Genomic DNA, 14,814 nt, shown 5'->3' on the forward strand with positions numbered 1-14,814 from the left:
TCCGGTGATGCGTCTTGGGTTTCTGCCCCAACCCAGTGACCCGCAGCGCTTGCGGGCCTTGATCGGCGCGGCACGCGCCAAGATGATCCTGATGGCAGGACAGAAAATCTCCGCCCCCGAGGCTTTGGCCTGGGGCCTGGTCGATCGGCTGGTTGCGCCCGATCAGTTGATGGATGTGGCGGTTGATCTTTGCGCGGATGTGCGCGCCGCAAAAGCGGGGCTGACCGAGGGTATCAAGCAGCTGATCTAGGCTGGGCCGATCAAAGGGGCGTTGCGGCCCCAATAGGCGGGGCCGCAGCATGGTTATGTGCGGTTCAGGCGTAGGCCGATTGTTTTTTGAAATGCAGGCAGAGCATATAGTAGAAGACCGCGCGATATTTATTGCGGTTCGAGCTGCCGTATTTCTCGGCCACGCTTTTGATTGCGGCCATAAGTTCAGGCCCATCCGGCAGGCCCAGCTTCTTTTTGAGGTAGTTGTCGCGAATGCGCTCTAGCTCGGTGGTATCCGATGCGGCGACAGTTTCGCCATCAGCGTTATAGATTGAGGGGCCGCAGCCGATGGTGACCTTGGTCAAAAGGTCCATATCGGGAGTTACGCCCAGTTTGTCCTTTAGATCGGCAGCATATTTGGCAATCAGTTCGTCACGTTTGCTCATGTCTACAACCATAGGAAATTGAAGCTATCCCAAGATTGCGGCAGCATTCTTGGGATAGCAATGATTTCCTGCGGATTTGACGCGGCGAGGCGACTTAGTAGCGGTAATGGTCCGACTTGAACGGGCCTTCGGGCGTCACGCCGATATAGTCGGCCTGCTCTTTGGACAGGGTCGTCAATTTGACGCCGATCTTGTCCAGGTGCAGGCGTGCGACCTTTTCATCCAGATGTTTGGGCAGGATATAGACGCCGGGCGCATATTCATCGCCCTTGGTCCACAGCTCGATCTGCGCCAGAACCTGGTTGGTGAAGCTTGCCGACATCACAAAGCTGGGGTGGCCGGTGGCATTGCCCAGGTTCAACAGGCGACCTTGCGACAGCAAGATGATGCGGTGCCCCGAGGGCATCTCGATCATATCGACCTGATCTTTGATGTTGGTCCATTTGTGGTTACGCAGGCTGGCCACCTGAATTTCATTGTCGAAATGGCCGATGTTGCCGACGATGGCCATATCCTTCATCTCGCGCATATGCTCGATGCGGATGACGTCTTTGTTGCCGGTGGTCGTGACAAAGATATCGGCGCTAGAGGCCACATCTTCCAGCAAGACGACTTCAAAACCATCCATTGCGGCTTGCAGCGCGCAGATCGGATCAACTTCGGTCACCTTGACGCGCGCGCCAGCGCCCTGAAGCGAGGCCGCACAGCCTTTGCCAACATCGCCATAGCCGCAAACGACGGCAACCTTGCCGGCCATCATCACATCGGTCGCGCGACGGATGCCGTCGACCAGCGATTCCTTGCAGCCGTATTTATTGTCGAATTTCGACTTGGTGACGCTGTCGTTGACGTTGATCGCCGGGAAGGGAAGCTGGCTGTTCTTGTGCAGGTCATAAAGACGATGCACGCCCGTCGTGGTTTCCTCGGACACGCCTTGCAGCGCAGCGCGCTGTGCGGTGAACCAGCCCGGGCTGGCGGCCAGGCGCAGTTTGATCTGGGCAAACAGCGCCTCTTCCTCTTCGCTGGTGGGCGTGGCGATCAGATCGGTTTCGCCTGCTTCGACGCGGGCCCCCATCAGGATATACATGGTCGCATCGCCACCATCATCCAAGATCAGGTTGGCAGTACCCTCGGGGAACTGGAAAATCTGGTCGGTATAGGACCAGTATTCCGTCAGGGTTTCGCCCTTGATTGCAAAGACCGGCACGCCGGTTGCCGCAATCGCAGCCGCTGCGTGATCCTGGGTCGAATAGATATTGCACGAGGCCCAACGCACCTCGGCGCCAAGCGCCGTCAGGGTTTCGATCAGCACTGCGGTTTGAACCGTCATATGCAGACTGCCGGCAATCCGCGCGCCTTTCAGCGGCTGGGCAGCGCCGTATTCGGCGCGCAAAGCCATCAGGCCCGGCATTTCGGTTTCCGCAATATCAAGTTCCTTGCGGCCGAATTCAGCAAGTGAGATGTCACGGATGATATAGTCGGTCATGGGCGGCCCCGCAAAAAATGGTTGCGCGGGCATAACACCGAGGGGCTTAAGATACAATCAACGCCGCGGTGGGCCTTGTATCAAGCATAGCGGCCTTAGCCTTTCAGGCCAGCCTGATGGTAAAACTGCATCGGATTGGCATGTTTGGTGAAGCCGACCCCGGAGGCCACCACGCAGCTGGTGCGATCGGCCCGGTTCAGCGTCAGCGTCCATGTTCCCATTGCCTGAGATCCCCAAAGCGAGGTGTCCTGCGCCCCATGAGCGATCAGCACCTCGTCGAAATCATCGTGCAGGGCGCGCGCAAGCTGGCCTGATTGGGCGCAATAGGGCTGATCCTCGTTTGTATCGGACGATAGGGGCAGCTTTTGCGCAAGGTCGATGACCGATTGCACATCCATGCCTGCCACAGCCGACCAGCCGCGCGGATTGGCCATATTATCGGCCCGCGAGGTGATGGCCGAGAATGATTGCGTGCCGGTGAGCGCGATCACCGTGCCAAGGACCGCGACAATGACACGCTGATGAAAGGGGGACTTACGCATCCTTGCCTCATGTATCGTAAACTGTGTCGTCAACTGTGCCGCCGGGGCCGCGTATCGACCCGCGAATTGCCCGAAAATTGAGTGGGCGGATCCACACGGGACTAGGCTCGGCGTCTTTTCAGCAAGTTAACGTTCCGCAATTGTCCGAGTTCCGATAACGCCGCGTCAAACGCAGGTGAACTGGCACTCGATCAGGCGGCGCGAATGGCGTAAAAGCGCGCGCAAGAGGACTTCAGACAAGAGGCGGGGACAGTGGCCATGGCAATCATGCTGGCGGATGTGGGCGGAACCAATGCGCGGCTGGCGCTGGCAAGGGACGGGCAAATCGACCCGGCCTCGATCACGCGGTTTCGCGGTGACGATTATGCCAGCTTTGATGATGTGGTTAACGCCTATCTGGCGCAGCACCCGGATGAGGCCATCTCGGCGGTCTGTGTCGCCGTGGCAGGGCCGGTTGCCGGCGGCTTGGCCGAGCTGACCAACCGCGACTGGGATTTTTCCGAGCAGCGCTTGTGCGATCTGACCGGCGCTGGGCGCGCGCGGCTGATCAATGATCTGACCGCATTGGGCTATGCCACGCCCAGCCTGTCTGGCACCGGGGTTGCGGTCTTGCGCGAAGCGCCCGCGGATCGGGCCCGCAATGGACAGGCGCTTGTGGTCAATGCAGGCACTGGTTTCAACGTCTGCGCCGTGCGTCATTTGCCCGATGGCGGCATCATCTGCCTTGAGGCCGAAGAAGGGCATACGCGCTTGCCCGAAAACATTGCCATTCGCCTGCGCGCCGAAATTGGTGATCTGGCCGATGCCTTCGATTCGACCGAAGAGCTGTTCGCTGGGCGTGGATTGGCGCGCCTTCATGCCGCACGTTCCGGCCAGGTGACGCCGCGCGCCGAAGATGTCACTGCCGCCGCCGCACAAAATCAGCCCGAGGCCGTGGCCAGTCTCAACTTCTATACCGAGATTTTTGGGCTTTTGTGTCGAGAGCTGGCAATGCGCTTTATGCCCTTCGAGGGGATGTATCTGGCAGGTAGCGTCGCACGCGCCAGCGCCGAGCGCGCCGAGCTTTTCGAACAGGCATTCTTTTCGGATGCGCTGATGCGTCAAATCCCTCAGGCGACGCCGCTTTTGATGATCCGCGAGGATATGGCCGCACTTTATGGCTGTCTTGCCGCAGCGGGCTGAAAAAAACCTATATATCCGTTCTCGGGTTGGATTCCGGGCCGAATCCCTGCAACATTGTTCGCAAAACCAACAAATGAGCAGAGCAGGGCATGAAACGGGTCATTCAGGTTGGGGTAGCGGCTGCGCTGGGGATATGTTCGGTTTCGGGCGTGGCGCTGGCGCAATCTTCGTCGTCGGTATCACCGTCATCCTCGCCCTTTTCAGGGCTTTTCGGTGGTAAAGGCGGCAATGACTCGTCCCCGGTTAATCTGGATTTCAAGATTTCCGGCGATGATGGCACGCTTGATTCGGCGATCCGCAACAGCTCGCTTTTGAAAGGCGCGCAGGACGAGGGCCGCGTGACCGGGCAAGACATCCTTGCCGCGGCACGGGGCGATTATGCCCGTATTCTGGGAACGCTCTATGATTCCGGCTTTTATGACGGTGTGATCAGCATCACCTTGGACGGGGTCGAGGCGGCACAGGTTGCCCCGCTTGATGCGCCCAAGGTTGTCAAAAATGTCGTCGTTTCGGTGCAGACCGGACCCAAGTTCCGCTTTAGCCGCGCGCAGGTGGCCCCGGTGGCCCCCGGCACCGAGATCCCCACAGGCTATGCCACGGGCAAGACCGCAGGCACTGGCGTGATCAAAAGCGCGGCCAATGCTGCGGTTGATGGCTGGCGCAATGTGGGCCATGCCAAGGCCGATGTCGAAGCCTCGCAAATCACCGCCAACCACGCGACACAAAGCGTGGATAGCCGGATTCAGCTGGCGCCCGGTCCCGCACTGACCTTTGGCAAGATGACAATCCGCGGTTACGACCGCCTTGATCCGCGCCGGTTGCGCAAGATCGCAGGCTTCCCCGAAGGAGAGCGCTTCGATCCCGAAAAAATCGAGGATATGCGCAAGCGCCTGCGCCGCAGCGGTGTTTTCTCGGCCATCACCCTGACCGAGGCAGATGGCATTGGGCCGGGCAATACGCAGGATGTCGATCTGTTGGTGATCGAGCAAAAGCCGCGCCGCATCGGCGGCGGATTTGAACTGTCCAGCAACGAGGGGCTGATGCTGTCCGGCTATTGGATGCATCGCAACCTGATGCATGGCGGCGAGCGGCTGCGCTTTGACGCCAAAGTTGCCGATATCGGCGCGAAGGATTCGGGCCGTGACTTCTTGCTGGGCGTGCGCCTTGATCGCCCTGCGACGCTGAATGCCGATACGACCGGATATGTTCAGGCCCAAATACAGCGCCAGCGCGACGAAGATTACGACCTTGACGGCGCGACCTTTGGTCTGGGCTTTACCTATATGCCCAGTGATCGCTTTGTTGCCGATGTTGCGCTGCAATATACGGCGCAGCGGGTGAATGACGAAGGCAGCAAAAGCGATTTTCGCTTCTTCTCGCTGCCGATCTCGGTGACACGCGACAAGCGCGACAATGAAACCGATGCGAAAAAGGGTTACTGGCTGAAAGGCGATCTGACGCCGTTCCTGGGGCTTAGTGAGACGGGATCAGGGGTGCGTATGGTCGGCGAGGGCCGCAGCTATGTCAGCTTCCTGCCCGAGGATAAGATGACGCTGGCGGGTCGCGTGCGTTTGGGAACGATCCTGGGCTCGGACATCGAAGAGACCCCGCGCGATTATCTGTTTTATTCGGGCGGGGGTGGCACCGTGCGGGGCCAGCCCTATGAATCGCTTGGCGTCGAGGTCATTCCCGGCCCCAATGGCCCGGTCAAGACCGGTGGCATGAGCATGGCAATCGTCTCGACCGAGCTGCGTTATCAGCTGCGTGAAAAGATCGGTCTGGCGGCCTTTGCCGATGCTGGTCGCGTCTGGAGCGAGGGCTCGTTTCAAGGCGAGACCGACTGGCAGGCAGGTGCAGGTCTGGGGGTGCGCTACAAGACCCCGATCGGTCCGATGCGCTTTGACGTCGCGGGCCCTGTGGGCGGCGATACCGGTCAGGGTGTGCAGGTCTATCTTGGGCTGGGGCAGGCATTTTGATGACTCTTGTGAATTCCCGTATCCTTACCCGCGTTTTTCTGGCTTTTTGGCTGGCGACAATGGCGGCTCCGCTGGTGCATGCCCAAGAGACGGCCGCCGAAATCTCGCTTGAATCCGAGGATGACAAGGGCTTCATCACCCGCTTCCTTCAGGAAAAACTGTCGGGTGCCGGGCGTCAGGTCGTCATCGATGGTTTTCAGGGCGCACTGTCATCGCGGGCGACCTTTACCCGCATGATGATCTCGGACGATCAAGGCGCGTGGATCACGCTGGAAAATGGCGCGATCCAATGGACACGGTCGGCGCTTTTGGCCGGCCGCGTATCGATTCAAGAGCTGACCGCCGAGCGCATCATCCTGCCGCGCCTTCCGGCAAGTGATCCTGCCGCGCCGCAGGCCGAAACCCGAGAGTTTTCGCTGCCCGAGCTTCCGGTCGGGGTGAATATCGAAAAGATCAATGTCGGCCGGGTCGAGCTGGGCGCGCCGATCATCGGCACGCCGGTCGTTCTGGCGATCGACGGCGCGCTGCGCCTGTCGGGCGGCGAGGGCGAGGCCAAGCTGGCGATCAACCGGGTGGATGGCCCGCGGGGTCAGTTTGCGCTGGATACATCCTTCTCGAATGCGACGCGCATGCTGAAGCTGAACCTTGATCTGGACGAAGATGCCGATGGGCTTTTCGTCAATATCGTCAAGCTGGATGGCCGCCCCTCGGTTAAGGCTGCCATCAAGGGCGAGGGTCCGTTAAGCGAGTTTTCGGCCAATCTTGAACTGGCCACCAATGGCCAGCCCCGCGTGACCGGCAAGCTGGCGTTTCACCCCGAGGCCCAAGACGGCATCGAGGGGAATGGTTTTCGCATCGAGATGGGCGGCGATATCGCGGCGCTGGTTCCGGCTGAACACAAGGATTTCTTCGGCACCAACTCGCAATTGCTGGCCGAAGGCTGGCGCGGGCAAACCGGGCAGTTGCGTGTTCCGGTTTTGATGGTCGATACCGATGCGCTGAATCTGTCCGGCTCGGTCACCACCACGGATAAGGGGGCGCCGGAAAGCGCGGTCTTGTTGCTTAATCTGGGTGAAGATGCCGATGCCAGCCGCTTGCCGGTACGTTTGCCATGGGCAGACAAGCCGACAACGGTTCAATCGGGCTCGTTGCAGATTTCTTACGATAAAGCGCGCGATTCGCGTTGGACGCTTAAAGGCAAGGTCGGCGACATCCGACGCGACGAAGGCACGCTGCAAGAGCTGCGCCTTGATGGTCGCGGCAGCGTTGATCTGACGGATGGCGCGCTGAATTCGGTGCATGGCTGGGTCGCTTTCGGCATCGATGGGCTGATCCCTGCGGATCCGGCGCTGGCGCGTGCGGTCGGCGATGTCGTGAACGGGGGTTTGAACTTTGACTTCCGCCCGGGCAATGCGATCGAGCTGTCGGGCATCAATATCAACGGTGCAAGCTATGGCCTTAAGGGCGATGCTTTGGCCGATGGTATTGCAAGTGGGCTGACGGTTTCGGGGGATCTGACCGCGACCTATCGCGACTTCTCCAGCCTGTCGGGCGTGGCAGGCCGCGAGCTAAGCGGTTCGGGACAGGCCCATATCCGGGGCTTTTACCAGCTTTTGACCAAGGCCTTCGACGCCGAGGCCGAGGTGATCGGCAATGATATCAAGCTGGATCAGCCTCAGGCTGACCGTCTTTTGGCGGGTCGCTCGACCATTGCGCTTAGCGCGCGGCGTGACACCACCGGCATCGAATTGCGTGATCTTTCGGTCAATGCCCAGAACCTGACGGTCAAAGGGCAGGGCTATTTGAACAGTGGCGCGGCCGATGTGCAGGCACGTATCGAAATGCCCAGCCTTGCGGCCGCGGATCCTGCAATGTCAGGCAGCATTCTGGCCACCGCGCGTTTGACCGGGCCGACCGACGCCCGCCAGCTCGAGGTTTCGGGCAAGGCGGTTGATCTGGTGACTGGCGTCAAGGATCTGGACGGCGCGCTGAAAGGCGAGACCGATCTGATGGTCAAGGCCGCGCAGGCGAATGGCGCTTTCGAGGTGCAAGAGCTGCGCTTGTCGAACCCGCAGCTGGCCGCAGATGGCAAGGGGCGCTTTGCCTCGGGTGCGCTGGATGCGCAGCTTGATCTGAACGTGCCCGATCTGGCGGTGTTTGATCGCGGCCTGTCGGGCGGGTTGACTGCCACCGCCACCGCGACTGAAAAATCCGGCCTGCGACTGATCGAGCTGACCGGGCAGGGCACCGAGCTGCGCCTTGGGCAATCGGGTGTGGATGGCGCTTTGACCGGCATCACCACGCTCAAGCTTTCTGCCGAGCAGCAGGGTGAAAATCTGACAGTCAAGCAATTCACGCTGAACAACGAGCAGATGGATGCGACGGCCTCGGGGGTGATCGGCTCGGCGAAAACCGATCTGAAGGCGCAGCTTGATCTGCGCTCGCTTGCTTCGTTCGGTCGCGGCTGGCGTGGCGCGCTGAAGGCGGATGCCAGCTTTGCCGATGACGGCAGTGGCGGGCGTTTGCTGAATGTCACCGGCATCGGCCAAAACCTGTCATTTGGTCAGGCGCAGGTCGATGGCGCGCTGGCAGGCGAGACCCGCCTGACTCTGCGCGGCACCGAACGTGACGGTGTCTTCGCCATCGAAACGGCCAGCGTGGACAATCCACGGCTGAATATCGGGGCCTCGGGCAGCCTGGGCAAAGGTGCCAGCGATCTCACGGCGCAGTTGCAGGCGCAGGATCTGCGCTTTCTGGGCCGTGGTTTTCGCGGTGCGGTGAATGCAACCGGGCATTATCTGGATCAAGGTGGCAACCGCACGATTACCGCAAAGGGCACCGCAAATGGTCTGGCCGTCGGCAATGCGCAGGCAGACGCCGTCTTGCAGGGCACGACGACCTTTGACGCGGCGGCCACTTTGGACCTGAAAAACCAGCTGTCGATCCAGCGCCTGATGGCACGCAATGGCCAGTTGCAGGTCACCGCCGACGGTGATCCCAGCAAGCAGTTGCGGGTTGATGCGCGCCTGACGGATCTGGATCTTTTGCTGAAAGGCTTTCCCGGTCCCGCACAAGTCAGCGGCACGGTTGCAGAAAGCACCCAGAACTTTGAAATGAACCTGACCGCAACCGGGCCTGGCGGCACGCGCGCCAAGGTCGAGGGCACGATTGCGCGCAATTTCGCGACGGCCAATCTGCATGTTTCGGGCAATAGCGATGCTGCGGCAGTCAACCCGATCTTGCGCACGCGCAGCGTCGAAGGGCCGATTACATTTGATCTGCGCCTGAACGGCCGCCCCTCGCTCGAGGCGATCAGCGGCACCGCGCGTCTAAGCAATGGTCGCCTGGCCGAACCGAAGCTGGGCCTGTCGATTGATGCGCTGAACGCCAGTGCGAATCTGAACGCCGGGCGTATTGATGTCGATGTGAACGGCGCGGTGGAATCGGGGGGCAATATCTCGGTCACGGGTCCGGTGACGCTGACGGGTAGCCAGCCCATCAACCTAGAGGTCGTGTTGCGCAAAGTCGTTTTGCGCGACCCGAACCTTTATGAAACGCAGGTGAATGGCAGGCTGTCGGTGACAGGTGCGCTGGGAAGCGGCGCCTTGATTGCGGGCCGTGTCGATGTCGGCGAGACCGAGCTGCGCATTCCGTCGACCGGCTTTGGCGGCGCGGCCTCGATTCCGGCGATCAAGCATCTTTACGATCGCCCGCCGGTGCGTGCGACACGCGCCAAGGCCGGTTTGACCGGTTTTCCCAGCCCCGAAGCTGCGGCAGCGGGGATGAGCGGGCCTGCGGCGGTTCCGGGAAACAACCCGCCACGGCTAGATCTGACCATTTCCGCGCCGCGCCAGATTTTCGTGCGTGGTCGCGGGGTCGATGCAGAGCTGGGCGGGGAAATTCGTGTCACCGGCACGACGCGGCAGGTAATCCCCGTGGGTCAGCTTGAACTGATCCGCGGTCGGGTTGACCTGCTGGGCAAACGCTTTGATCTGACCGAGGGGCTGATTGAGCTGCAAGGCAGCATGATCCCGGTCATCCGTCTGGTGGCCGAGACCCAGCAAGACGGTATCACCACGCGCATCATCATTGATGGCGAGGCGCGTGATCCCGAGATCAAATTCGAAGCCAACCCCGACATGCCCGAAGAAGAGGTTCTGTCGCATCTGCTGTTTGGGCGTGGGCTGGATAATATCAGCGCCCTGCAAGCGGCCCAGCTGGCCAATGCCATCGCGGTTCTGGCGGGCAAGGGCGGCGAGGGGATCGTCGGGCGTCTGCGCTCGGCCACGGGCCTCGATGATCTGGACCTTGCGACCGATGATCAGGGCAATGTCTCGGTCCGTGCCGGCAAATATCTTTCGAAGAACCTTTATACCGATGTTCAGGTCGGGGCGGACGGCACGACCGAGTTGAACCTGAACCTTGATCTGTCACGCAGCCTGACCGCGCGCGGCACGGTCGATTCCGAAGGCGATAGCAAGCTTGGGATCTATTACGAGCGCGATTACTAGGGCCTTGCCCCTCGGATCTGTGCGACAAAAGGGGCCGAAAGGCCCCTTTTTGCGTCTTGGCAGGTGTCAGTCCAATGCGGGAGATAGGGCAATCGGCGCGATCTCGATCTTGCGCGGCTGCACCGCCCCCTCATCAATCAGCGCAAAGAGCTGGCTTAGCATGGTTTCGACATCCTGGCGGATCATGACGATCCCTGTGCCCAGCATTTCGGCAAATGGGTCCCAGTCAAAGCAGCCAAGCTGAATCTGGTCCAGCCCTTGCGCCTTGGCGCGCCCGATCCAGCGCATCACCCCCTCAAGCGAGATCGTCGAGTTCACGAACATCCCCGGGGGCAGGGCATGTCCCGTCGCAACCAGTGCGGACAAGGCGTCAGAGGCTTTCTGGGCGGCATATCCGCAGGTCAGAATCAGCGTCTCATCCACCGCGATTCCCTGTTCGGCATGGGCGGCCCGAAAGCCGCGCAGGCGCTCGCGGGTGTTGTGGTCGGTGCCGCGCCCGCCGATGAACATCAAGGCCTGACCCGCCCGCCCCGATTTTTGCGCCCGCGCCAGAATATCCAGCGTCAACGCCCGTGCCCCCGCGAAGTTGTCCGAAATCACCGAAGGCGCCAGCGTTCCGGGCAAGTCCAGATTGATGGTGGGCACGCCCGCAGGCGCGCAAAGGCGTGCAATTCGGTCGGGGTCAGTTGTCCCGGTACAGATCAGATATTCGACCTGATAGGCCAAAAGCGAACGGGCCGCAGATAGCTCTAGGCGCGGATCGCGACGGGTGCAGGTCACGATCGGGAACAGATCGCGGGCGCGGGCCATATCCTCGAAGGTCTGCGCAATCGAGCTGAAATAGCGGTTGTCATACATCGGCAAGATCATTCCGATGATGCCCGAGCGTGCGCGCCGCAACGCGCGCGCCTGCATATTCAGCGCATAACCCTGCTCTTGCGCGATCTGGCTGACGTGATCGGCCAGTCGCTTGCTGATACGCCGCTTTTCCCAGCTGCCATTCAGAACGGCGCTGACCGTGCTGGCCGAAGTCCCGGCAAGGCTGGCAAGATCATGGATGGTCGGCTTTTTGATGGGGGAGGGCTTTCTCACGCTACGTCTGCTCTTTTCGATATATGGCGCTGGCTTGACAAAATTCTTGTCTTATCTTCTACATGCACCATCGATTGCGCAAGACTGCACAATCGATGGCGGAAGAGGGAAGAGTCAGATGGGCGCAGTTATCGCCAGCGTCATCACGGATGCGAAATACGATTTCGCGACGCGATGGCTTGTGCGTTATGCTCAGATGATCGGGCCTTTTGTCGCCGCCACCAACGTGCCTTCTGGATCCCAGGTTTCGAGGCAAGCGCGCCGGGGCCATATCCTGATCTGCAAAGCGACGACCCAATATCCGGCCAACGGATAGAGATGACCCTTAGTGGAGGAAACACCCATGAAATTGAAAGCAACGATGATGGCGGGGGCCGCTGTCCTTGCCGCCTCGCTCGCCAGCGGTGCGATGGCACAGGATGCAGCGACCGTCGCGTTTTTGATGCCTGATCAGGCTTCGACGCGCTACGAAGAGCATGACTTCCCCGGTTTCAAAGCCGAGATGGCCAAGCTTTGCGCAGACTGCAACGTGATCTATCAAAACGCCAATGGCGATGTCTCGCTTCAGCAGCAGCAGTTCAACTCGGTCATCACGCAGGGTGCCAAGGTCATCGTGCTTGACCCGGTCGATTCGGCAGCAGCAGGCGGTCTGGTCACGCTGGCACAGTCTCAGGGCGTCAAAGTCATCGCTTATGACCGCCCGATCCCGGATACGCCTGCCGATTTCTATGTGTCCTTCGATAACGAAGGCATCGGCAAAGCCATCGCGGAATCGCTGGTTGAGCATATGAAAGCCTCGGGTGTTGCCGAGGGCGCGGGTGTTTTGCAGATCAACGGCTCGCCCACTGATGCGGCAGCCGGCCTGATCCGTGACGGTATCCACAAAGGTCTGGAAAATTCGGGCTTCAAGACGCTGGCCGAATTCGACACTCCCCAATGGGCGCCGCCGAAGGCACAGGAATGGGCCGCAGGCCAGATCACCCGCTTTGGCGATGAGATCAAAGGCGTTGTCGCGGCCAATGACGGCACCGGCGGCGGCGCAATTGCCGCCTTCAAGGCAGCTGGCGTTGCAAAAGTTCCGCCGGTCACCGGCAATGACGCGACCATCGCAGCTTTGCAGCTGATCATCGCGGGCGATCAGTACAATACCATCTCGAAACCTTCCGAGATCGTGGCAGCGGCAGCGGCCAATATCACCGTCCAATTCCTGAAGGGCGAAACCCCCGAAGCAAAAGCGACGCTCTACAACACCCCTTCCGAGCTGTTCGTCCCGGCTGTGATCACGGCTGAGAACATCAAGGCAGAGATCTTCGACAAGAAAATCCAGACCACGGAAGAAGTTTGCACCGGCGAATATGCCGATGCGTGCAAAAAACTGGGCATCACGCAGTAATCAAAATTGAACCGGCCATCCGGGGGGTGCGTTCCCCTCGGGTGGCTTTTCCATTTCAAGACAGGTGCAAACGGCATGACCGAGACATCTTCCGCAGTCCCCGCGCGGGGCGAGCGCATCCTAAGCCTGCGGGGCGTGACCAAGAAATTCGGTGCCGTCTCTGCCCTGACCGATATCGATCTGGACGTCCATGCGGGCGAGGTTGTCGCGCTGGTTGGCGATAATGGCGCGGGTAAATCCACCCTCGTCAAAGTGCTGGCAGGCGTGCATCAGCCCACCTCGGGCACCATTGAATTCCAGGGCCAAGAGGTCACACTTGGCGATCCGGGCGCAGCGCTGAACATGGGCATTGCGACGGTGTTTCAGGATCTGGCGCTGTGCGAGAACCTGGATGTGGTCGCCAATCTGTTTCTAGGGCACGAACTGAACCCGATGCGCCTCGACGAGGTCCAGATGGAGGTGCGCGCCTGGACCCTGCTCAAAGAGCTGGCAGCCCGTATTCCCTCGGTTCGCGAACCGATCGCATCGCTTTCGGGTGGTCAGCGCCAGACCGTGGCGATTGCGCGTTCGCTGCTGCTTAATCCGAAAATCATCATGCTTGATGAGCCGACCGCCGCCTTGGGTGTGGCGCAAACCGCCGAGGTCTTGAACCTGATCGAGCGTGTGCGCGACCGTGGGCTGGGCGTCATCATCATTTCGCATAACATGGAAGACGTACGCGCCGTTGCGGACCGCATCGTGGTGCTGCGTCTTGGCAAAAACAACGGCATCTTTACCCCGGAATCCAGCAACCACGAGCTGATCGCCGCCATTACTGGCGCAAGTGAGAACTCTGTGTCGCGACGCAAGGACCGTAAGGCCGCCGAGGCCCACACGCAGGAGCAAGGCGCATGAGCCAGACCAACAAACAACCCGCGCTTGACCGCAGCGACGAGCGGATGCGCCACGACGATTCCATCGCTGGCTCGATCGGCGCCTTTTTCGACCGCGTCAAAGCCGGTGATCTGGGCATTTTGCCGGTGGTCGTCGGCCTGATCGTGATTTCGATCGTGTTCACCAGCCTGAACCCGGTCTTTTTGGCGCCCAACAACCTTGTGAACCTGTTGTTCGATTGCGCGACGGTGGGGGTGATTTCCCTTGGCATCGTTTGCGTGCTGCTGTTGGGTGAAATCGACCTTTCGGCGGGCTCGGTCAGTGGCTTTGCCGCTGCGGTCGTCGGCGTGGTCTGGATCAATATGGGCTGGCCCGTCGCCGCCGCGATCTTTTTCGCGATCCTGGCCGGGGCCGTGGTCGGGCTGATTTATACCTTCTTGTTTAACAAGATCGGTATGCCCAGCTTTATCATCTCGCTTTCGGGTCTGCTCGCCATTCTGGGTATGCAGCTTTATATTCTTGGGCCGACCGGCTCGATCAACCTTCCCTATGCCTCGCCTTTGGTGAAGTTCGGCCAGATCCTGATCATGCCAGCATGGCTGTCGCATGGGCTGGCGCTGTTGCCGGGCCTTGCAATCATTCTGACCGGCCTGTCGACCGCGCGCCGTCGCACCGAGGCGGGCCTGACCGCGGGACCGATGTCGACCCTGATCGCCAAGGCCGCCGCCATCACCATCGGGCTTGAATTCGCGGTTTGGTATCTGAACCTGGGTCGCGGCATTCCCTATATGTTTGCGCTGTTCGTGGCGCTGGTGGTGGTTTTGCAATATGCGCTGACCCGCACCAAATGGGGCCGCTCGATGTTCGCCGTCGGCGGCAACCGCGAGGCCGCGCGCCGCGCCGGTATCAATGTCAAAGGCATCTATATGTCGGCCTTCGTGCTGTGCTCTAGCCTTGCCGCATTGGGCGGGGTGCTGTCGGCATCGCGTCTGGCCTCGTCCAGCCAGCAGGCAGGTACGGGTGACGTGAACCTGAACGCCATTGCGGCGGCGGTGATCGGCGGAACCAGCCTGTTTGGCGGTCGCGGCAGCGCTTATTCGGCG

General features: G+C 60.6%; 12 protein-coding genes. 8 read left to right on the top strand and 4 right to left on the bottom strand.

What is annotated here, in order from left to right; translation table 11 throughout:
* A partial coding sequence (locus RTS12_RS16550; protein WP_312530466.1) for an enoyl-CoA hydratase-related protein occupies positions 1-250 on the top strand: 250 nt, incomplete at its 5' end.
* Positions 251-314: 64 nt separating this feature from the next.
* Here the strand turns inward: RTS12_RS16550 and RTS12_RS16555 are convergent.
* The 3 genes from RTS12_RS16555 to RTS12_RS16565 form a co-directional block, all read right to left on the bottom strand.
* Positions 315-656, bottom strand: coding sequence for a DUF2853 family protein (locus tag RTS12_RS16555; protein ID WP_312530468.1), 342 nt, complete (start codon positions 654-656; stop codon positions 315-317).
* Between the two features lie 94 nt (positions 657-750).
* On the bottom strand, positions 751-2,142 hold the full coding sequence (gene ahcY, locus RTS12_RS16560) for an adenosylhomocysteinase (RefSeq protein ID WP_312530470.1): 1,392 nt from the start codon (positions 2,140-2,142) through the stop codon (positions 751-753).
* A gap of 95 nt (positions 2,143-2,237) precedes the next feature.
* Positions 2,238-2,684, bottom strand: a complete 447-nt coding sequence (locus RTS12_RS16565) for a hypothetical protein (RefSeq protein ID WP_312530472.1) — start codon at positions 2,682-2,684, stop codon at positions 2,238-2,240.
* A gap of 258 nt (positions 2,685-2,942) precedes the next feature.
* Between RTS12_RS16565 and RTS12_RS16570 the strand changes: the two genes are divergently transcribed.
* From RTS12_RS16570 to RTS12_RS16580, 3 genes are all read left to right on the top strand, one after another.
* Positions 2,943-3,866: a glucokinase gene (locus tag RTS12_RS16570; RefSeq protein WP_312530474.1), complete on the top strand. Its 924-nt coding sequence runs from the start codon at positions 2,943-2,945 to the stop codon at positions 3,864-3,866.
* 89 nt (positions 3,867-3,955) lie between these two features.
* The gene (locus RTS12_RS16575) at positions 3,956-5,842 is read left to right on the top strand and encodes an autotransporter assembly complex family protein (RefSeq protein WP_312530477.1); all 1,887 of its coding nucleotides are present in this window, start codon (positions 3,956-3,958) and stop codon (positions 5,840-5,842) included.
* A complete protein-coding gene (locus RTS12_RS16580; RefSeq protein WP_312530479.1) occupies positions 5,842-10,353 on the top strand; it encodes a translocation/assembly module TamB domain-containing protein in 4,512 nt (1,503 codons plus the stop codon). The genes RTS12_RS16575 and RTS12_RS16580 overlap by 1 nt, the downstream gene beginning before the upstream one ends.
* 66 nt (positions 10,354-10,419) lie before the next feature.
* Here RTS12_RS16580 and RTS12_RS16585 read toward each other — a convergent pair whose 3' ends face one another.
* Positions 10,420-11,445: a substrate-binding domain-containing protein gene (locus RTS12_RS16585; protein ID WP_312530481.1), complete on the bottom strand. Its 1,026-nt coding sequence runs from the start codon at positions 11,443-11,445 to the stop codon at positions 10,420-10,422.
* A gap of 118 nt (positions 11,446-11,563) precedes the next feature.
* Between RTS12_RS16585 and RTS12_RS16590 the strand changes: the two genes are divergently transcribed.
* From RTS12_RS16590 to RTS12_RS16605, 4 genes are all read left to right on the top strand, one after another.
* Complete coding sequence (locus RTS12_RS16590) at positions 11,564-11,761, top strand: hypothetical protein (RefSeq protein WP_312530483.1); 198 nt, start codon at positions 11,564-11,566, stop codon at positions 11,759-11,761.
* 27 nt (positions 11,762-11,788) lie between these two features.
* Positions 11,789-12,838 (top strand): sugar ABC transporter substrate-binding protein, encoded by a 1,050-nt coding sequence (locus tag RTS12_RS16595; protein ID WP_312530485.1) that lies wholly within the window; start codon positions 11,789-11,791, stop codon positions 12,836-12,838.
* A 75-nt stretch (positions 12,839-12,913) separates the two neighbouring features.
* Positions 12,914-13,732 carry an ATP-binding cassette domain-containing protein gene (locus tag RTS12_RS16600; protein WP_312530487.1) on the top strand — a complete coding sequence of 273 codons (819 nt, stop codon included), beginning with the start codon at positions 12,914-12,916 and terminating at the stop codon, positions 13,730-13,732.
* Positions 13,729-14,814: ABC transporter permease subunit (locus tag RTS12_RS16605; protein ID WP_312530489.1), on the top strand; the 1,086-nt coding region annotated here is incomplete at its 3' end. The genes RTS12_RS16600 and RTS12_RS16605, both read left to right, overlap by 4 nt.

It is taken from the genome of Paracoccus sp. (in: a-proteobacteria) (assembly GCF_032007265.1).
GTDB lineage: Bacteria > Pseudomonadota > Alphaproteobacteria > Rhodobacterales > Rhodobacteraceae > Paracoccus.